The following is a 20,456-nucleotide window of genomic DNA, read 5'->3' as shown; positions in this document are numbered from 1 at the left end:
ATGATAACAAAGCAGGAAGTATTACCTGTAGGCATAGCCAAAGGTCCGGGAGAAAGCCCACACGAATATACCTTCATAAGTCCGGACCACAGCCAACAGCTAAAAAACGGCGAGTTCGTTTACTACTACATGGATATCGATGGACACCCTCACAAGATCATAGGGCAGGTCGTATCCAGAGAGCCCGTCAAGCTTTTCCCAGATGCTTTCCTGTCTGACCCTCTTATCAGTCCTATAGATATAGCTAGGACTATAGGCTACAAGGATAAGAACAGCGAACTCTTTGAGATAGGAGTAGCGGTACTCGGATACTACGACGAACAGTTTGGAGCATTCGTTAACCCGAGGATACCTCCAAGCTGTGGTAAGCCTATCTATCTAGCAGAAGATGAGCTCCTTAGAGATACGCTTAGTAAAAAGAAGATAGGAGAGAGAGGCAGTGCCCACATAGGTTCGCTCCTTAGCAGGACTAGCGATGCCGTACCCATAGTCCTTGATGTTAAGGAGTTCACGAGCACCCACATGGCTATCATAGCTAGCACAGGCGCAGGCAAAAGCTATCTGGCCGGTGTGATCGTTGAGGAGCTGATGAGCCCTGCAAATAAAGGCTGCGTACTGATCATAGACCCACATGCCGAGTACGAGACCTTAACAGAACTGCCCAACGTAGAGCAACTTAGGGAGAAGAATAGCACAACTGACTACAGGCCTAGAACTCGTATCTTTCCTCCCAAGCACATAAAAGTCAAACTATCATCGCTTGAGTTTTCAGACTTCCGATACCTTTTGCCGAACATATCCGACAGAATGGAGCATATCCTGAGAGAGGCTCATAAACGCCTCATGAATGACAAAGATAATAATTCCAACTGGGGGAAAGATGAGCTCCAGGTCGCTATCAGGCAAGTGGCAGAAGATCTAGAGAGCTCCCAATCAGGCTCATCAGACTACTCCAGCACTGCAGAGGCCCTATGTTGGAGAATAAGTCACATATTTGGACAAAATAACTTCACTAAGTCAGAACACCTGGATCTGAAGGAGGTTCTTAAACCAGGACAATGCACTATAATCCAGCTAAACAACATTGATGAGAAGCAGCAGCAGGTAATAGTATCCACATTACTACGCAGGATCTATAGATCTAGGCAGCGCACTATGCGAAGGGAAAATACGCCTCTGGATGAGGATTATATCCCATACCCGGTATTCATCCTGATAGAGGAGGCTCACCACTACGCACCTGCAAGCGGTGACGCGGTTAGTACAGGTATACTCAAGCAGATACTGGCAGAAGGCAGAAAATTCGGGGTAGGTGTAGGACTTATTAGCCAGAGGCCAGGCAAACTTGACAGCGATGTACTCTCGCAGTGCATGACACAGTTCATCATGAAGGTAGTCAACCCGATCGATCAGAACAGCATTGCCTCCTCAGTCGAGAGCGCTAGCCGAGAGATACTACGAGAGTTACCCTCACTGAGTAAGGGGCAGGTGATAATTACGGGCAACTCGCTGAACGCTCCTGTGCTATGCCGAGTACGCACCAGATACACATCCCACGGTGGCCAGAGCATAGATGCTCCCGACGAGTGGAACAGATGGTACGAGCCTGATTCCATAGGGCTAAGACAAGCAGAGGAGTCTGTGTTCGTTCCCAATGGCAAGAAGGGCAGGAACAGCCTGTTTTAATTTATAGGCATCTGTAGCTGCTAACAAAGAATAAAGACTTTGTGAATTTTATTGGCGAACGGATTGCAAGCCGTAAACACGCATTGCTAATCTGCAAACAAGATGGCATTTACCAGGAGTACTATTCCCATGAACCCGAAACAGGTCTGGCAAGCCGTACTTGGAGAACTTGAGGTCAGACTCAACCCTGCACAGTTTGAGACCTGGATCAAAAACACTTCTCTCGTGTCGTTGGATGATGATGAAGCCGTTATATCTGTCCCCACAAGCTTCGCCCAGATGACTATAGAGAGGAAATTCGAGCCTGAGATAAGAAGATCTCTGAGCAACATATTGCATAGGCCTGTGCAGGTTAGTTTCGTAGTAAATGGCATAATCTCCTCAAATGAGCGTAGCTCCAGAAGCACTGAGAACTCTGTGGAGGCACCCTTACTGAACGCTGCGCAGAACACAAGCACCCAGTTTGGCGCGCCGAACACACCGCTCAATCCCCGCTATACCTTCGAGAACTTCATTGTCGGTAGCAGTAACAGGATGGCTCATGCTGCATGCATGGCAGTAGCTGAACACCCGGCTGAAGCCTATAACCCTTTGTTCCTGTATGGAGGCGTAGGACTAGGCAAAACTCACCTGCTGCACGCAATTGGCAACCATGCTCTGAAGTTGAAGCCATACCTGCGGGTGCTATATGTGAGCAGTGAGCAATTTACTAATGATCTAATTAATGCCATTAGAGAACACAGAACAGAGGAGTTCAGGGCTCGTTATAGGAGCATCGATATCCTTCTTATCGATGACATTCAGTTCATAGCAGGCAAGGAAAGTACCCAAGAGGAGTTCTTCCATACCTTTAATCATCTTCATGGGGCAAACAAGCAGATCGTGATGACGAGCGATCGACCACCCAAGGCTATAGCGACCCTACAGGACAGGCTAAGGTCCAGGTTCGAAGGCGGCCTCATGACCGAGGTCAACCTTCCAGACTTAGAGACCAGGATCGCGATACTCCGTATAAAGGCTGAGAACAAGGGTGTAGACCTCCCTGATGATGTACTTGAGCTAATAGCTCGCAAGGTGCAAAGCAATATACGAGAGCTAGAAGGAGCGCTGAACAGCATTGTGGCGTTAGCTAGGCTTACAGGGGAACCTATAACCCTGGCGACTGCTGCTGAAGCACTCAACGATACCACTATGGCCAGGAAGAAGAGACAAATCACTCCTGAGCGCATCCTACAAGCTGTGGCCTCATACTACGGCGTAGATGAAAAGCTGCTGAAGGGAAAGACGAGAGCAAGAGAGGTCGTAATACCTAGACAGGTAGCAATGTACATCATGAGAGAGGATACTGATCAGTCCCTTTCAGAGATCGGAGCCATCCTAGGGGGTAGAGACCATACAACCGTGCTTCATGGTATAACGAAGGTAGAGAAAGATATAGAAGTAGACACCAAGCTCCGGCAAGACGTCATGACAGTAAGAGAGATGCTCTATAACAACTAGCACACAATCCTCATGGACCAGATAGATCTCGACAAACTCCAACAGATACTATCGCACACAAAAATCCTGAGGAAGGTGGTCTTCTTCGAAGAGATAGATTCCACTAACTCGTACCTGAAGAGGATCATCAACAACGCAGATGAGGGAATAGTAGTAATAGCTGACCATCAAAGTCAGGGTCGCGGACGAAGAGGTAGAACCTGGGTTTCGCCAAGAGGGTCTTCTATAAGCTGCTCTATTCTTCTACGTCCTCCTTTGACTCCAAACAGGTCCTACATACTAACTGCGGCCTGTGCGCTTAGCGTTCGAGACTCCATTACGCCCCTGGTGGATAAACCAGTAAGTATCAAGTGGCCAAACGACGTGCTGATAGGCAACCTAAAGGTATGTGGTATCCTGGCAGAGTCACAGATAAACAGCAATCAGACTACAACTACTACCATATTGGGATTTGGCATTAACGTTTATGAGTATCCTAAGTCTGTAAACGCAACCTGCATAGCAGACCATGCCACCACCCAAATCAACAGGACAGAGCTTCTCATATCTATCCTGTTAAGTCTAGATTCCCGCCTACAGGTGATCTACTCAGGAAACTGGTTACAAGTACATGAAGAGTGGAAGAACTCTACATCTACTATAGGTCAGGAAGTAACTGTGATAACGGACAGCTCTGATATCCAAGGAATAGCAATTGGAGTCTCCACAGAAGGAGGATTGATTATAAGGACACCGGACAATGAGCTCGTTACTGTACAAGCTGGTGAAGCCTCTATCAGAAAGCCAGTCCATTAGAAAACCAAATCCTAAGGACTAGCAAAATTTTGAGAACACGCAGTCATATAGACTTATAATCATGTACGGAATTCAACAGGGGCATGTAGTATATACATTGTGAACATCAGCAAGCATGCGCATAAGGCTAGCAAAACTATCTGATTCCAAGCAGCTGGTCGATATCCTCGCATCTTCCTTTGCGGAGGAGATATCGCTCTCTAACCTGAACCGGGATTCGATCAAGGCTCAGGTGTCCCTAGGGACTATCGCCAGCTATCCCTGGTTACGGCACCTTCTCAGAGCAATCGGGGTAACCCTGGAGTTCTGGGTAGCTGAAGAAGATGGTCAGGTATTAGGTTGCGTGATGCTGCATTCTACAAAAAGAAGGCTCCCCTTGAACATAAGCAGCCTAGCAGTACATCCTGACCATAGGCACAAGGGCATCGGAAGGAGCCTAATAAGCGTCATGTTTCAAAGAACAAAACAGCTTGGCAGAAGTATCGTTACCCTCGAAGTCATGACCGACAATACTCCTGCCATGAACTTATATCGATCGTTGGGGATGGAGGAATACGACAGGAGGCTCAGCTACCGGTACATAGTCAACCCTATGACTATCGGCACAGACCTTTCTGAGGTTTCGCTCTCCCCTGTAACCAGAGCAGATATACCTCTATGGAGAGAGATCATAAGCACAAGTCCAAACGTACCTATCAAGCTAGAGGAAATTATGAGGGTGTACGAAGAGGAATACATCTCCAGAGCCTGGAGAAACTTATGGCTACCCTCAATACTTGGTAGATTATCCACTTACCAGCAGTATGCAATATATAACCAAGGGAAAACCGTAGGGTTCATTGCGGCAAGAAACATACTACGTGGCAACCCCACCGAGAGTCTTCCACCTTTGTACTCGCCTCAACCGGGATTGAACATGACGAGCGTCTTCATTAGGTTACAAGAGATGCTCCTACAATACGGAGCTCGAGTTCATCGATTATACGTCTCGGCTTTTGACGGAAACCAGATAGAAGCCGCTCAGATACTTGGATACAGATTCGAGAAGAGCTGGTCCTATATGTACAAGACCCTCTAGGTATGGGAACTCTTCAACTTTTCTAGGTACGGTTCCACTTCCTTAGGTACAAGTCCTTCTACGGAACCTCCTAGTACAGACACTTCCTTGACCAGGCTTGACGAGAGAAAAGAATACTGCGTGCTGGTAGTGAGAAACACAGTTTCTATCTCCGGACACAACTTCCTGTTCATAAGCACTTGTTGCATCTCGTAATCAAAGTCGGCTACTGCCCGAAGTCCCCGAATTATTGCCTTAGCACCTATGGACTTAGCATACTCTACTAGCAACCCATCGAAGCTATCTACTTCCACATTCGGTATGTGGGCTGTAACCCTGCGAAGCATCTCGAGCCTATCTTCCAAACTAAAAGCAGCTGGCTTCCTTGGATTTACCCCAACAGCTACAACAAGTTTCTTAAAAAGGGGACTAGCTCGCTCTATTAAGTCCAGATGACCGTTGGTAACGGGGTCAAAAGAGCCTGCGTATACAGCTATAGCCTCCAAGTTAGCCCTCTCCTGGCAATATCTACAGAGATCGTATGAATTATAAGATATTCGGCGAAACCTGTGGCACAAAGTATGATAGTGAATGCGCAGCGTACATCTATAAGGAGGATTAATAAGTGGAGGCGGATACTGAGAGATTCCTGCAACTACAGTATATGGAAAACACTCTACTAATAACCTTAAATAGGCCGCCCGTCAATGCCATCAACCTTCAGGTAATTGAACAGCTTGAAGAAACCCTCACATCATACGAAGAAGATAAAAACACCAAAGTAGTAATTATCACTGGAAATGGTAGATGCTTCTCTGCTGGAGCAGATATAAAGAGCTTTCTAGAGCAAGATCCAAATTCACCAGAGATACCGCTTATAAGAAAAGCAAACGACTTACTTAACTTCATCGAATCCTATCCTAAAGTGGTCATAGCAGCTGTAAACGGAATATGCCTTGGCGGAGGAAATGAGTTAGCTCTAGCTTGTGACCTAAGAATAGCCTCACAAAATGCTATTTTCGGTCAGCCTGAGATCAAGCTTGGGCTACTTCCTGGATGGGGAGGTATACAAAGGCTGACGCGGCTACTCGGTAAAGCTAGAGCTCTGGAGATGTGCCTGATAGGCGAGCCCCTAAACGCAGATCGAGCTCTTCAGATAGGACTAGTTAATGAGGTTGTATCTCCGGAAGGACTTATTGATAGATCGCTAGAGATATCTCAAAAACTTTCCAGCCTGCCAAATCTTGCAGTCAATCTTATAAAGCAAAGGGTTCACAAAGGGACTGGAGTCTCCCAAGGGCAAGCCATAAGAGAGGACGAGTGGGCATTCCAGGAGTTGCTTAGTTCGCCTTATGGTCAGGAAGGGATCAAAGCCTTTCTCGAGAAACGAGAGCCCAGATGGCACTAGTCTACTAGGTAAGAGGTAAATATCATGAGCAGGCAAAAAGACTACGACGTCATCATTATAGGAGCGGGACACAATGGTCTCGTGTGCGCAAACTATCTGGCCAAAGCCGGTTGTAAAGTGATTGTCCTGGAGAGAAGGTCAGTCGTGGGTGGGGCATCAGCCACTGAAGAGATGTTTGGGAAGTATAAGATCGACGTAGGCAGCGCTGTCCACACCTTGATTCACGAGACAGGCATTATAGATGATCTCAAGCTTGAAAAGTTTGGGCTGAGATATTTGCAACTCGATCCCTTTGCATTCGCCCCCTTCCCAGATGGCACATACCTGCGTTTCTACAGGGATTTGGACAAGACATGTGAGGAGATAGAGAAAGTATCTCCAAAGGATGCAGAGGCTTACAAGAAGTTCGTAGAAGATTGGACGGAGTTGAATCGTATCCTTACAGCTACCTTCACATCAAAACCATCAGCACCAAGTATGTCCTACAAAGCCCTATCAAAAGATATAGTGTCCTTGCTGAAGATGGCTGCGAGAAGATCCTTGCAGAACAGGATACACCAGCTACTTATGGACTACGGCAAGCTGCTATCTATGACTTTTGAGAGCGAACACGTCAAGGCTCCGTTGGCTTTTCTTGCTGCTCAGGCTGGAATATCTCCAAGCACTCCCGGAACCGCTAACTTCGCAGGATGGCATGCACTGAGCCACTCTACCGGCGTAACTCGTCCCCAAGGAGGCTCTGGCAAGCTATCAGAAGCCCTACAAGAGTCGTTAATTAGTATGGGCGGAGAGGTACGCTTAGATACCGAGGTCACCAGCATACTTGTCAGAAACGGCAGAGCTACAGGTGTAGAGACTTCTTCCGGGGAGAAGTTTTCCTCCGATATAGTTATTAGCTCAGTTGCTCCCGTCAAAACCCTATTGGAACTCGTCCCGTCCGAGGCGCTGAATGACAACTTCCGGAGAAAGGTTAGGTCTATCAAGGTATCCCCGATAAGCGGGGTATATATAAGAGGCATAGCAAAGAACTTACCTAAGTACAAGGCCGTTGGGGGATCCGATAACAAGGACCACTATAGAGGTATGCAACTGCTTTGCCCAACTTTAAGTAGTCTAGAGAAAAGCTTTAAAGAAGCAGCGATAGGCAACAAGCCAAGCAAACCAGCGGTGTACCTACTCACTCCTTCAGTTATAGACCCCTCGCTAGTCCCAGAGAAACATCTAGTCTACATATGGGCGCAGCCCTACCCTCTTCAGCTTGCCGGCGGTCAATCCTGGAACGACGCAACCCAAGAGGTAGTCGCAGATATCTTCAACACGGCATCAGAGTATATAGAAGGATTGGAGGACATCATAACCGAACACAAAGTTATAAGAACGCCATCTCAGTTGGCGGGTGACTTGCAACTACCATATAGCAATATAATGCACGGAGACATGACTATAGACCAGATGTTCTTTATGAGACCTATTCCAGAGTTATCGGGCTACAGGACACCCATCAAGGGGTTGTACTTGACTGGGGCAGGCACACATCCAGGTGGAGGAGTACAGGGTGCTGCGGGCAAGAACACGGCTGAAGTTATACTGTCAGACATGGCCAAGTCCAAAAGATGGATAAAGCCCGCACTCGTAGTTGCGGGCTCATCTATAGCATTTGCTGCATTGAGGAGGAGCGTTCGTATCAGCGGCTAAGGCTGCTCTTCCCCAACTCTGGCGCGCAAGTGTGGGAAGAGTATCACATCACGTATAGAAGGACGATCAGTGAGTAGCATCACCAAGCGGTCTATTCCAATGCCCAATCCACCTGTTGGAGGCATACCGTACATGAGGGCTTGTATGAAGTCCTCATCATAGGGATTTTCTTCTCCATCTGCACTCCTATTAGCGAGTTGAGCTTGAAAACGCTTGGCCTGGTCGATAGGATCATTCAGCTCGGTGAAAGCATTACCTATCTCCATACCGCCGATAAACACCTCGAATCTCTCAGTAAGCTCCGGATTATCCTCTTTTCTCTTAGCAAAAGGAGATAGTTCAACTGGATAGTCGATGACAAAAGTAGGCTGTATCAGCTCGTGCTCTGAGTTGTCCAGAAGCTCATCTATCATCTGTGCCCTTGTAGCTCCTGGCCTGAGCTCTATACCGGCCCTTCTTATAGCCTCTGCCAGTTCTACGTCATCTTTGAGGGCGTAGAAATCTATACCTGTCGCATTTAGCACCACATCCCTGAGGGGCAACCTACGCCATGGAGGTGTCAGATCAATCTCATGCCCCCTATAGGTTATCTTTAGCGTCTGAAGGACATTAGTGGCTGTAAAGGTTATAAGATTCTCGACCAAGTCCATGATGGAGTTGTAATCTGCGTAGGCTTGGTAAAGCTCCATCATAGTAAACTCAGGGTTATGCTTGGTACTCAACCCCTCGTTCCTGAAGTCCTTGCCTATTTCATAAACCTTCTCAATACCGCCAACAAGTAAGCGCTTTAGGTAAAGCTCTGTAGCTATCCTCAGGTAGAATGTCTGGTCCAGCGCATTATAGTAGGTGGTAAACGGTTTGGCGCTAGCACCGCCATACAGGGGTTGGAGGACGGGCGTTTCAACCTCTATAAAGCCAAGATCATCTAGATATCTGCGCACACTGGAGATTATTTTAGCCCTCTTAATAAATACGTCCCTAACCTCAGGATTAACCATGAGGTCTAGATAGCGCTGCCTATAGCGTTTCTCCACATCCTCCAAGCCGTGCCACTTATCTGGAAGAGGATTGAGCACCTTTGCGAGTATGCGCACGCTCTTGACATCAACAGTGGGCTCGCCGGTACGAGTCCTCATCGGAGATCCTGTGGCCTCTACTATATCACCCAGATCTATAAGCTCTTTGAAGAAACTGAGGGTATCAGGTCCAGCAGTATTAAGACGAACAAGCAGCTGGATCTTACCCGAAGCATCCTCGAGATCTGCGAACACCGACTTACCCATGTCTCGTCTAGCGGTCAGACGCCCAGCTACAGTAACCTCTTGCCCCTCAAGACTATCGACAGAGGAATACACCTCATGCGCCGTATGAGTCCTATAGGACCTAGGGGGATATGGGTTTATACCCATATCCCTCAGCTTACGTAGCTTTTCCAAGCGTATCTGTTGCTGATCATTTAGATCCTGTAGTATCGAACCTGCTAGATCCATAACAACTACTCTACAGACAATATCTTGAAGGTTAGCTTGCCTGCAGGCACTTCGACTTCTACAGAGTCTCCCACCCTACGACCAAGCAGAGCTGACCCTACCGCAGACTTGCTAGATATTCTAACCTCCCCATCTCTACCTCGACCAGCTTCAGCACCGTCAACGATAGTGTAAGTATATGTCCTACCATTCTCTTCAACGGTCACCTTAGAACCAAGCCCAACGGTGCCTGCTGGTTGGGTGCTTCTATCTATAACCTCAGCATTAGCTAGAAGCTTCTCAAGCTCCTTTATACGACCCTCAAGAAAAGCTTGACTGTGCTTGGCGTCCTCATACTCACCACTTTCAGAGATATCACCGCCCTCCTTAGCTTCCCTGATGCGGGCGGATATCTTTGCACGCTCAACTGTACGAAGACGTTCCAACTCTTCTCTCAATTCCCTCAATCCCTGTTCTGTCAGACGAACACGCTCATTTGTACTCACTTTCACCTCTCCTGCAAAACACCATATGGTGAGTTTTGGACTTTTTATATAACCTCATACACAATAAGAAAGGAACTGAGGGCTATCAGGCACCTCAGTTCCGCTCTGCCAAGAATTATATGACAACTGCTTGGGATTGTAAAGTAAGCCTAAACTATTTACGCTTCCTCCACTTACGGAATCTCAACGCGGGTAGTATTGCAGCACCAGCTAAACCTAAGGCTCCGGCGGTAGCTCGAGCAGAGCGATCAGTAGATATATATTCTCCCCAAGCCCAACCTTGGAAAGATCGACCGAAACCATCCTTGTAGATCACCGGTACCCAACCATTCACGCTCTTGCCAATTACCTGGACCGGCATACCTTCCCACATCTTGGTCACAACCTGATACTGCATACCTGGTCCCTTGCGCAGATTCAGTGCTCCAGGAGTACCCCTTATGTATGCCTGTACAGGGCTTGTCTGTGCGAAACTACTATTAGAGGCCGAGTCCCCGGATCCTCCACTAGCAGGTGTGCCCCCTGGTCGCCTGATGACCCTCAAGTTTTCGTACCATATGTAACCTGTATGCCCACCATAGACAGTCTTGACCCAACCATCGATCTTGCTCGTGATCTCCTGAATCACAGCCCCTTTTGGAACTGTGCCCAACACTTTGTAATTCATACCTGGTCCAGCCCTCAGATTTACAGCAGGTGCAACCACCACATAGGTAGGTTCCTTATTGACGCTAGTACTACTGTCTGGATTACTAGGCTCTGCCGGCGGAATAACCTTCAAGTACCCATGCCATAAATAACCGGTCTTACCCTTGTAGGTAGTCTTGACCCAACCGTCAATAGGACTAGGAATCTCTTGAACGATGGTGCCATCCGGTAGGATCGCCAGTATGGGAGATCTGTCATCTGGTCTGGCTCTCAGGTTTAATCCAGTGCCGCGAGTATTCACAACCTCGTAAGTCAATCCTGGTCCCCATGATTTAGGTGTCCCACTAGAGTTATTACTGCTACTACCAGTATCGTTGCTAACAGTAGAACCCTTGATATAACCCAGCCTTATAGCTACATCTCGCCTGATCTGAGGCAGCAATCTTCGCAGATAGTAACCAGGATCCCTATGTGTGTTACCACAACTGCCCATCAGATCGTAGTGAGTTGCTATGTTGGGAATATCATAAGGGGCATACGATCCAAGGCTGCCATGACCGAGAGGGTTAATATGGTTCTCGCTGAAGATCCATGCAATCAAATCTTCTAAGGACTTAACCATCCTTGGAGATGGAGGCATTAGAGAATGATCGCCTAGGGCAGCTATGCCTACCGTTCCCCAGTTGTAGCAGCGGGCATGACCGCCAACTACGTTTTCACCACCTGCTCTACCCTCATAGATGTTACCTTGCTCGTCTACTAGGTAGTTATACCCTATATCTCCCCAACCACGTATAACAGCATGGTAGTAGTAGATAGCCCTGATGGTAGCTGCTGGATTAGGATCATTATTAATAGTTACAGTGTCATGCAGTATTACCTTCCGGGGGGTGGTATACTGGCGAGGCCATATCTCATGCCCTTGACTATCGAACCTAAGACTCTCATCTGCCCCCCACTCCGCTCTGGTTATAATTCTAGGTTTGGGCTCAGCGGCCATAGCAACGCCGGAACGAGATGCAGACATACTGGCCGGATTAGGTCCATTTTCTGAATCTATAAACGTCAGTCTGATCCAGTTCAATTTGGGCATCTGCCCACTAACCTTACCAACTAGCTGTACCCTCAGCTGAGCCTCATCACCCCGCTGCACTACTAGGGCACCGTAATTTGTGCCACTATTCATGCCATCATTATCGTCCGGCTGCAGACTAGCCCATTGACTCCAATTACCATCATGACTTCTAGAGCGCACAAATATTCTCACTACAGAGCCTTCTGTAAGCTCTATGTTCCATGAAGGCGCTATTGCATTAAAATGGACATATGCATTCCGAACAGCAGAATCGTAGGTTTCCGTGCGATAACCGTTACGTTCTCTCCAGCTATAAGCAGCTGCGGACGATTTAGTTGCAGGGCTCCTTACAAACCAGTCCTTAGCAACTATAGTAGCCTTATTCGGAGCTCCTGTAGCCGGTAATATAGATGGATTGATAATAGCCATGAACATTGCTAACAAAGGTAATAGCCTAATGCTTAAACGCATACTAGCTCTCAAAAGCATACAAACCTCCACAAACAGTTGTGCTAACTACAACTTTTCTTGGAGGTTACACTCTGAAGCTAAAAGACAACGTAAAAAGCTTCCGGTCAGCGTAAAGTTGATGTAAACCCAAAACAGGGAGGTCAGCTGTGAACAGACAAGAGGCATGGGAACTGTTGAACGAGTACGTAAAATCTCCGAACCTTATAAGGCATTGCCTAGCAGTGGAAGCAGCAGTAAGAGGCTACGCTCGTCTGTATGGTGAAGACGAAGATTTATGGGGATTGGCAGGGTTGCTACACGACTTCGACTACGAGATACACCCTACGCTTGACCAGCACCCATCGATGGGCAAGCCCATACTCGAAGCCAGAGGAGCGCCTCAAGAAGTTATATATGCTATTCAAAGCCACTCCGACTTCACGGGAGTACCTCGAGTACACCTATTGGACAAAGTGCTCTATGCTTCTGATGAGATCTCAGGTTTCATAGTAGCTGTAGCACTCGTCAAACCCTCTCGCAGCATCCATGAGGTAGACGTCAAATCGGTCAAAAAGAAGTTGAAGGATAAGGCTTTCGCACGCAATGTGAACCGAGATGACATATATAGAGGAGCTGAAGAGCTGGGAGTAGACCTAGACACCCATATTGCTAACGTCATTGAATTCCTGAAGCCCATCTCAGATGAGCTTATTCCAAAGGAGCAAAATGTCTCTTCCTAGCATTAGGGCTCCAATCCTAGGCACAGGTCTTGAGGATATATTCGGAGAAAACAATCGTCTGGAGGAGTAACATGATCATACGTGGCAAATCTGAGATGGGCGAAGCTGAGATCATCGAACATGCCATGAAGTACTTCATAGGAGATCACAACCTAGAGGTCATATCACAAACAGTTAATGCCATTAGCTTCTCAGGGAACAAAGGTACAGTAAATATTACCGTGGATGAACAGGGCCCAGATAGTGAGGTGCAGATAATCACAGAAGGTCTAGAAGCCGAGAGCAAGGCATTCCTTCAAAGCGTAGCATACGAGATTACTCAAGGAGAAACATCTTCTTGATACAAGATCAAATTTGCTAAACTATGTCCAGTTTAGTCAGATAGTGTAATCCGACTAATGCTTGCGTTATATGGAGGAATGAGTGGATCTAGAAAGTAAAGTGGCCCTGGTGACAGGAGGATCCAGGGGAATAGGACGAGCCACAGCCATCAAATTAGCATCACTTGGTGCTAAGGTAGTGATCAATTACAACCGCAGCAAGGAAGCTGCAGAGGAGGTAGTGCGCGCGATCTCAGAGGCCGGTGGTGAAGCAGTAGTCGCGCCTGGAGATGTAAGCACCAAGGAAGGTGCTGAAAATGCGGTCAACACAGCCCTTAACACATGGGGCAGAATCGATATTTTGGTGAACAACGCCGGCATCACTCGCGATACCCTCCTAATGAGGATGTCCGAAGAGGAGTGGGAAGCTGTAATAGACACCAACCTAAAAGGAGCCTACCTGTGCAGCAAACTGGCCGTACGGTCTATGCTACGTAACAGGTGGGGCAGAATCATCAATATATCGTCGGTCGTGGGTCTGGTGGGAAACGTGGGACAAGCGAATTATGCCTCCGCGAAGGCAGGGTTACTCGGCCTGACGAAATCTATAGCCAGAGAATTTGGCAGCAAAAATATAACGGCCAATGCCATCGCACCAGGATACATAGAGACTGACATAGTGGCCGCCCTCTCTGAGGACATAAAGAAAGCCATTCTGTCACAGATACCAGCGGGGCGCTATGGCAAGCCTGAAGAGGTAGCAGAGTTAGTTGCCTTTCTAGCTAGTGATAAAGCGGCTTATATAAATGGCCAGACCATCAATATTGATGGTGGGATGGTCATGATATAACCAACGGAGGACCAATGATAATGAAGCTACTAGACCCCGCTGTAATAGGTACTATTATTGGTATGTCATCCAGGAGGATAGCCCTCGTCTTCCCTGGCCAAGGCTCCCAGTATGTAGGTATGGGCAAGGCATTACATGACGCCTCCGAGGCAGCTAGAGAAGTCTTCAAAAGAGCTGACGAGATACTGGGCTTCCGCCTCTCACATCTTTGTTTCTCGGGCCCAGAGGAAGATCTACAGGACACAATCAACGCGCAGCCAGCGATATTCACTGTCAGTCTGGCAACTCTTGCGGCGATAAAAGAAAAATTACACGAAGCAGGCGTAAAGCTGAATCCATCGTTCGTAGCTGGTCATAGTCTAGGAGAATACACAGCGTTGGTAGCAGCCAACGTTATAGACTTCGAGGACGGTCTGCGCCTCGTCCGCGAGAGAGGAAGACTAATGAAAGAGGAAGGCGAGAAGATTCCAGGTGGGATGGCAGCTGTTATTGGCCTTGAGGAAGAGGTCATCCAAAGAGCATGTGAAGAAGCATCAAGTGAGGGGATAGTAGGTATTGCCAACTCAAACTCACCAGGACAGATAGTGATCTCAGGAGAGCTAAAAGCACTGCACAGAGCTATGGAACTCCTGCAACAACAGGGGGCCAAGAAGGTGATCAAACTCCCCATAAGCATAGCCTCCCACTCACCGGTCATGCAGCGTGCAGCTGCCCAATTTGCTGAGATCGTGAGCCATATGAGACTTCGAGATCCGCAGATCCCCATAGTCGCTAACGTGACTGGCCAGATATTGACTAACGTGGAAGACATAAGACGAGAACTATCTCATCATATAACTGGCCCAGTACAGTGGACGAAGAGCATTCGGGAGATGCTATCACATGGTACGAACGGTTTCATTGAGCTGGGACCCAAGAGAGTCCTAACAGGACTTATACAGAGGATAAGCCCTGGCGTAGATACTATCAGTACTGATTCCTAGTGAGAGGGAGCCAAGTTGTTTGACAGAAGGGTAGTAGTAACAGGACTAGGAGCTATAACACCTGTAGGCAACAATTTAGAAGATACTTGGAAAGCCTTAGTAGAAGGCAGGTCAGGAATCTCTTATGTAACCAGATACGACCTAGGCGATATCCCAGTCAAGATAGGGGGGGAAGTAAAGGGCTTTGATCCTGCATCGGTAGTAGATCCCAAGGAAGCCCGTTACATGTCCAGAGCTACCGTTTTCGCAATAGCTGCAGCAGACGAAGCTATAAAGCAGGCAGGGCTGCAGATTACCGCAGAAAACGCCGAACGTGTGGGTATTTATATGGGTAGTGGCGCAGGTGGTATAGAGCTGCTCCTAGAGCAACAAAAGGTCTTAGAGCAGAAAGGCCCAAGGAGGGTTAGTCCATACCTGATGCCTAACTTCATTGTGGACTCCGCCAGCGGCCACATGGCAATAAGGTACGGAGCTCAGGGACCTAACATGGCTCCCGTATCCGCCTGTGCAACCGGAGGCCACTCTGTAGGTGAGGCCTACGAGACGATCAGGCGAGGAGATGCTGACGTCATGATAGCTGGAGGTACTGAGGGTGGTAGCCATCTACCCATTATGTTTGCTGGCTTTAGCGTGATCAAAGCACTAGCTAACGATGACCCTCCAGAGAAAGCATGTAAACCATTTGACCTAAACAGATCTGGATTCGTGCTATCCGAAGGAGCGGCAGTACTAGTACTTGAGGAGCTGGAGCATGCTTTATCAAGAGGCGCCAAGCCTCTGGCTGAGGTAATAGGCTACGGCACGGGAAATGATGCTTTCCATATGGCAAGCCAGCCCGAAGGTGGGGCGGGTGCAGCCAGGGTAATGCGCATGGCAATTCGTAAGGCCAACATAGCTCCTGAAGAAGTCGACTACATCAACGCCCATGGCACAGGTACCCAGATAAACGACAAAGGGGAAACTGCAGCTATTAAGGAGGTGTTTGGCGATCACGCTTATAAGCTCGCTATCAGCTCCATCAAATCCATGATAGGACACACCATGGGAGCAGCAGGCGCAATAGAAGCGGTAGCATGTGTCAAGACAATCATCGAAGGGTGTATCCCCCCTACAATAAATTATGAGACACCGGATCCCGAATGTGATCTTGATTATGTTCCTAACACAGCAAGATCTGCTGATGTAAGGGTAGCACTATCTAACTCCCTAGGGTTGGGAGGTCATAATTCCTGTCTTATCTTTCGAAAGTTCGAGTAGTTATACATATTCTGCTTTGGAGCGAGGAAGCCCACCTAGCAAACAGCTAAGGATTAACTCAATCAGGGCTGAGTACGTACTCAGCCCTCACTCCTTAAAGAGACTCGATATAAACAGAGCAAAAAAGCCTCCTTCTGCTTTAGTAGAGGCTTTAGTCTTACCTCAAAAAGCTCAAAAGGCCGGATTAAGACTCATCAGCTTCTTCCTGATTTTCGGAGGTGGTGGATACTGGTAGTCTCTTCACGAGCACTCTCCCTACCCTCCTCTTCTCTATATCAAGCACCTTCATCAGTACGCCCTCCACTTCCACCTCATCACCAGGTACTGGCAGTCTCTCAAGTTGGGCGGTAATAAAACCTCCAAGCGTATCGTACTCTTCTGCCGGCAGACGGATCCCTAACAACTCATTGACATCATCCAGATCGATCTTCGCTCGGATTATCCACTCATCCTCAGATATCTTCTCGATATCTGGAAGCTCGACATCATACTCATCCTGTATCTCACCCACTATCTCCTCAAGAATATCCTCTATAGTAACTAGTCCAGCAGTGCCACCGTACTCATCCACCACGATCGCCATATGTACCTTGCTGCTCTGAAATTCCTGCAATAGCTCACCTAGCCTCTTGCTCTCGGGAATAAACACAGCTGGCCTGGCTAGGTCACGAAGACTCAAGTTGCTAGAGGATACGATCGCCCTTGCCAAGTCCTTCAGATATACTATGCCCAACACATTATCGAGACTTTCCTCATAAACTGGGAGTCGAGAGTGGCCCTTCTCCAGTGCAATGTCAAGCGCTGTCCGGAGATCCGTATCGACATCCACAGCTACTATGTCTGGCCTTGGAACCATCACTTCATGGGCAGCTATATCACCAAACCTCAGGATACCAGCTATCATATCGCGTTCTTCCTGCTCTATTACACCTTCCTCTTCACCCGCATTCACCAGCATACGCAGGTCATCCTCAGTGATGAAGGGGTTACGAGGCATATCCTTTACACCGAAGATACTCAGAAAGGTATTGGTCACCCACTCTGCTACTCGTGCAATCGGGCTTATGAGGAAATACGCTACACTCAGCATACGGGTGATACGCAGAGCCGTCCTCTCAGGTCTTCTAACGGCTAGAGATCGAGGGACAAGCTGCCCAAAGATAAGCACAAAGAGAGCTAGCACGATAATAGTAAGAGTTATCAACCACCACTGCGCACCATTGCTTGACAACTGAAGCGCGAGGATCGCAGTGAGGGCTGACAATCCCGCCAATGCAAAAGTGTTGATTATAAGGGTAGTTGCCGTGATCCTATGTGGATACTCCAGCAGCCTATCCATAGCCTCTGCCCTACCGAATCCCTGCTCAATCAGCGCTCTCAACCTCACCTGATTTAGCGCGCGCAATGCTGCATCAGCCATAGATGAAAACACAAGTAGGCAGAACAAACATACACCCACTAGGCCAGAAAGCCATAATGAGCCACTCACTTTGCTTTCTCCGGGAGACAGGTATATGAAAGATGGAGGTTTAGGTAGGTACTTGAGGGAGGTTCATCCTCTTGGGGTATAGTAAACATCGGTTAAGACCTTCCTAGTAGCGTTATCGAAACAGCTCACTGACAGAGAGATCTTTATGGATCCTCATTATAGCCTCTGCCAGCAGAGATGCTACCGATACTATCTCGATCTTGGAATCAACTTCCTCAGGGGGAATATATATAGTATCAGTCACAACTATCTTCTCTATAGCATTACCTTCAAGAATCTTCTTGACCTCCTCGGCAGCCGGCGATCCCACAAAGGCAGCATGGGTGGCAACTGCATGCACCGACTTGGCACCCCTTGAGAGTAGCATATCGGCAGCCTTTGCCAAGGTACCACCAGTACCGATTAAATCGTCCACTATAATGGCGTTCTTGCCCTGCACATCCCCTACCATATCTAGCACTTCGGCGGTGTCGGGCCTAGGACGTTGCTTAGCAATTATTGCTAGTGGCACACCAAGCCTGAACCTGAAATCATTAGCCCTCAGCACTCCACCAGGATCTGGAGATACCACTACAGCATCTGGGAGGGGATTCCTCTTGTAATAGTCGACCAGCAACGGAGCAGCACGCAAGTGATCCACTGGAATATCGAAGAAACCCTCTATTGCAGGCGCATGCAGATCTACTGCCAGAACTCTATCCGCTCCAGCCTGCATAATGATGTTAGCCACTAACTTAGCGGATATAGGCTCGCGACCAGTGGTCTTCTTCTCTTGCTTGGCATAACCATAGTATGGGATGACCGCGGTGATCCTGCTTGCGGATGCCCGACGAGCAGCATCTATCATCAGCAGGAGTTCCATAATATGGTGATCCACAGGCATTGAGGTGCTCTGGATTATAAATACGTCACACCCTCGGACATTCTCCTCAAGCCTTACCCTAGTTTCACCGTTTTTGAAGGTGGTTACAAGCGCATCTCCGATCTCTATATCGAGGTTGCGGGCGATATCGCAGGCCAGCTTCCTGTTTGCGTTACCAGTAAAGATGCGCAAGCGATTCATCTATTTCTCATCCTCCAGTTCTTCTGAAGCCTCGTCTTTGCGAGCATGTTGAGGTACTTGCCTAGCGGGCACACCTACCACGAGCTTGCCAGCAGGTACATCCTTGGTGACAACTGCTCCAGCTCCTGTCTTGGCACTCTCTCCCACCTCTACAGGCGCTATGAGCATCGTGTCGACACCTATAAATGCCCTTCTACCGATCTTTGTCGGGTTCTTGTTCACACCATCGTAGTTAGCAGTAATCGTTCCTGCGCCGATGTTAGCCTCCTCACCAACCTCGGCATCCCCAAGGTAGCTGACATGACCACACTTGACCCCAGCGTGGAGCACCGTGTTCTTAGTCTCTACAAAGTTACCTATATGGACGCCAGCTTCTACCCGGGTTCCCGGTCTCAGATGCGAGAACGGACCAACGTCCGAATCCGCTCCTACGTAGGACTCTTCTACAACCGACATCTGCACTTTGCAGTTTTCGTCTAGATAAGAGTCCCTAATGTAGGAATAAGGACCTACAACAGCTCCGCTTGCCACCTTTGTCTTACCAATGAGATGGGTTCCTGGTAACAGGATCGCATCTGTACCTACCTGTACATCCACATCTACGTATGTACTATCAGGATCAGTCACAGTTACACCTGAGAGCATGAGAGACTCGAGTATACGCTGCCTCATAATCTTTTCTGCAATCGCCAGTTGCAGTCGGTTGTTGATTCCCAGAGCCTCGCTAGGATCCTCGACTTTCACGTACTGCACAGGCCATTTGGTATCCATAGGTTCAGAGATCTCTTGAGAAGCCGTCTCCGGCGTATATGCACTCCAATGTCCATCTATATCCTCTCGTACAGCTATATTTACCAAATCAGTGAGTTGGTACTCGCCTGATACTGGGGAAGGCTGGAGGCTCTCAAGATGTTCCCACATCCAATCTGCTTGAAATACTGCTACACCGCTGTTGCGCTCCCTTATCTTGAGTTGCTCTTCCGTGGCTTGCTTTTCTTCCACAACAGCAATTACTCTACCCCACTCATCCATCAGTACCCTACCGGGATCATGCGTCTCACCAATCAAGATAGTAACTCTTGGGCTTTCAGCAAGGTGGTGATCGATCAGCCTACGCAGTGTCTCGGGCCTGATGAGGGGAGTGTCTCCATAAAGTACCATTACATGCTTCACGTCATCCATTGCAGGCCTGCTAACTCTCACGGCATCGCCCGTGCCTCGAGGGGAATCTTGGAGCACAAAATCTACTTGATAATTACGCTTTATTACATCAGCTACCTGGTCTGCATTGTGTCCCAGCACAACTACTAATTTGGAGGGTTCTAACTGGAGGGCGCTACGAAGCACATGCTCGATCATGGGGATACCGGCTACAGTATGTAGCACCTTGTGAATGTGCCCCTTCATCCTAGTGCCCTGACCAGCAGCAAGGATGACGATGCCTAATGATTCGGGCAAGACAATA

18 protein-coding genes are annotated in these 20,456 nt (G+C 48.2%); 11 read left to right on the top strand and 7 right to left on the bottom strand.

Annotation, left to right across the window (positions count from 1 at the left end; translation table 11 throughout):
• The 4 genes from N2245_RS01910 to N2245_RS01895 all read left to right on the top strand — a co-directional run bounded on the left by N2245_RS01910 (position 1) and on the right by N2245_RS01895 (position 5,059).
• On the top strand, positions 1-1,686 hold the full coding sequence (locus tag N2245_RS01910) for an ATP-binding protein (RefSeq protein ID WP_494535037.1): 1,686 nt from the start codon (positions 1-3) through the stop codon (positions 1,684-1,686).
• A gap of 129 nt (positions 1,687-1,815) precedes the next feature.
• Positions 1,816-3,186, top strand: a complete 1,371-nt coding sequence (dnaA, locus tag N2245_RS01905) for a chromosomal replication initiator protein DnaA (protein ID WP_494535036.1) — start codon at positions 1,816-1,818, stop codon at positions 3,184-3,186.
• A gap of 12 nt (positions 3,187-3,198) precedes the next feature.
• A complete protein-coding gene (locus tag N2245_RS01900; protein WP_494535035.1) occupies positions 3,199-3,981 on the top strand; it encodes a biotin--[acetyl-CoA-carboxylase] ligase in 783 nt (260 codons plus the stop codon).
• 115 nt (positions 3,982-4,096) lie between these two features.
• Entirely contained in the window at positions 4,097-5,059 is a 963-nt protein-coding gene (locus N2245_RS01895; RefSeq protein WP_494535034.1) for a GNAT family N-acetyltransferase, read from the top strand.
• Here N2245_RS01895 and coaD read toward each other — a convergent pair.
• On the bottom strand, positions 5,056-5,544 hold the full coding sequence (coaD, locus tag N2245_RS01890; protein ID WP_494535033.1) for a pantetheine-phosphate adenylyltransferase: 489 nt from the start codon (positions 5,542-5,544) through the stop codon (positions 5,056-5,058). The genes N2245_RS01895 and coaD overlap by 4 nt on opposite strands.
• A gap of 119 nt (positions 5,545-5,663) precedes the next feature.
• On the opposite strand from coaD, the gene N2245_RS01885 reads away from it, so the two are divergent.
• Both N2245_RS01885 and N2245_RS01880 read left to right on the top strand, forming a co-directional pair.
• Positions 5,664-6,446, top strand: a complete 783-nt coding sequence (locus N2245_RS01885) for an enoyl-CoA hydratase/isomerase family protein (protein ID WP_494535032.1) — start codon at positions 5,664-5,666, stop codon at positions 6,444-6,446.
• A gap of 24 nt (positions 6,447-6,470) precedes the next feature.
• Positions 6,471-8,141 carry a phytoene desaturase family protein gene (locus N2245_RS01880; protein ID WP_494535031.1) on the top strand — a complete coding sequence of 557 codons (1,671 nt, stop codon included), beginning with the start codon at positions 6,471-6,473 and terminating at the stop codon, positions 8,139-8,141.
• Here N2245_RS01880 and lysS read toward each other — a convergent pair.
• From lysS to N2245_RS01865, 3 genes are all read right to left on the bottom strand, one after another.
• Complete coding sequence (lysS, locus tag N2245_RS01875; RefSeq protein ID WP_494535030.1) at positions 8,138-9,631, bottom strand: lysine--tRNA ligase; 1,494 nt, start codon at positions 9,629-9,631, stop codon at positions 8,138-8,140. The genes N2245_RS01880 and lysS overlap by 4 nt on opposite strands.
• Positions 9,632-9,636: 5 nt before the next feature.
• Positions 9,637-10,116, bottom strand: coding sequence for a transcription elongation factor GreA (gene greA, locus N2245_RS01870; protein ID WP_494535029.1), 480 nt, complete (start codon positions 10,114-10,116; stop codon positions 9,637-9,639).
• Positions 10,117-10,270: 154 nt separating this feature from the next.
• A complete protein-coding gene (locus tag N2245_RS01865) occupies positions 10,271-12,310 on the bottom strand; it encodes an SH3 domain-containing protein (RefSeq protein WP_494535028.1) in 2,040 nt (679 codons plus the stop codon).
• A 146-nt stretch (positions 12,311-12,456) separates the two neighbouring features.
• Between N2245_RS01865 and N2245_RS01860 the strand changes: the two genes are divergently transcribed.
• The 5 genes from N2245_RS01860 to fabF all read left to right on the top strand — a co-directional run bounded on the left by N2245_RS01860 (position 12,457) and on the right by fabF (position 16,439).
• Positions 12,457-13,029, top strand: coding sequence for an HDIG domain-containing metalloprotein (locus tag N2245_RS01860; protein ID WP_494535027.1), 573 nt, complete (start codon positions 12,457-12,459; stop codon positions 13,027-13,029).
• A 71-nt stretch (positions 13,030-13,100) separates the two neighbouring features.
• Complete coding sequence (locus tag N2245_RS01855; protein ID WP_494535026.1) at positions 13,101-13,370, top strand: hypothetical protein; 270 nt, start codon at positions 13,101-13,103, stop codon at positions 13,368-13,370.
• Positions 13,371-13,452: 82 nt separating this feature from the next.
• Positions 13,453-14,199, top strand: a complete 747-nt coding sequence (gene fabG, locus N2245_RS01850) for a 3-oxoacyl-[acyl-carrier-protein] reductase (RefSeq protein ID WP_494535025.1) — start codon at positions 13,453-13,455, stop codon at positions 14,197-14,199.
• Positions 14,200-14,219: 20 nt separating this feature from the next.
• The gene (fabD, locus tag N2245_RS01845) at positions 14,220-15,182 is read left to right on the top strand and encodes an ACP S-malonyltransferase (RefSeq protein WP_494535024.1); all 963 of its coding nucleotides are present in this window, start codon (positions 14,220-14,222) and stop codon (positions 15,180-15,182) included.
• A 15-nt stretch (positions 15,183-15,197) separates the two neighbouring features.
• Positions 15,198-16,439 (top strand): beta-ketoacyl-ACP synthase II, encoded by a 1,242-nt coding sequence (gene fabF / locus N2245_RS01840; protein WP_494535023.1) that lies wholly within the window; start codon positions 15,198-15,200, stop codon positions 16,437-16,439.
• Positions 16,440-16,623: 184 nt separating this feature from the next.
• Here the strand turns inward: fabF and N2245_RS01835 are convergent, their stop codons facing one another.
• The 3 genes from N2245_RS01835 to glmU form a co-directional block, all read right to left on the bottom strand.
• A complete protein-coding gene (locus tag N2245_RS01835) occupies positions 16,624-17,928 on the bottom strand; it encodes a hemolysin family protein (protein WP_494535022.1) in 1,305 nt (434 codons plus the stop codon).
• A 112-nt stretch (positions 17,929-18,040) separates the two neighbouring features.
• A complete protein-coding gene (locus N2245_RS01830) occupies positions 18,041-18,991 on the bottom strand; it encodes a ribose-phosphate diphosphokinase (RefSeq protein WP_494535021.1) in 951 nt (316 codons plus the stop codon).
• On the bottom strand, positions 18,992-20,449 hold the full coding sequence (gene glmU / locus N2245_RS01825) for a bifunctional UDP-N-acetylglucosamine diphosphorylase/glucosamine-1-phosphate N-acetyltransferase GlmU (RefSeq protein ID WP_494535020.1): 1,458 nt from the start codon (positions 20,447-20,449) through the stop codon (positions 18,992-18,994). It abuts the gene before it with no gap.
• Positions 20,450-20,456 lie beyond the last annotated feature (7 nt).

It is taken from the genome of Thermobaculum sp. T2p, from assembly GCF_059335935.1.
Note: the sequence above shows the minus strand (reverse complement) of the source record. Positions and strands in the feature narration are given on the sequence as shown.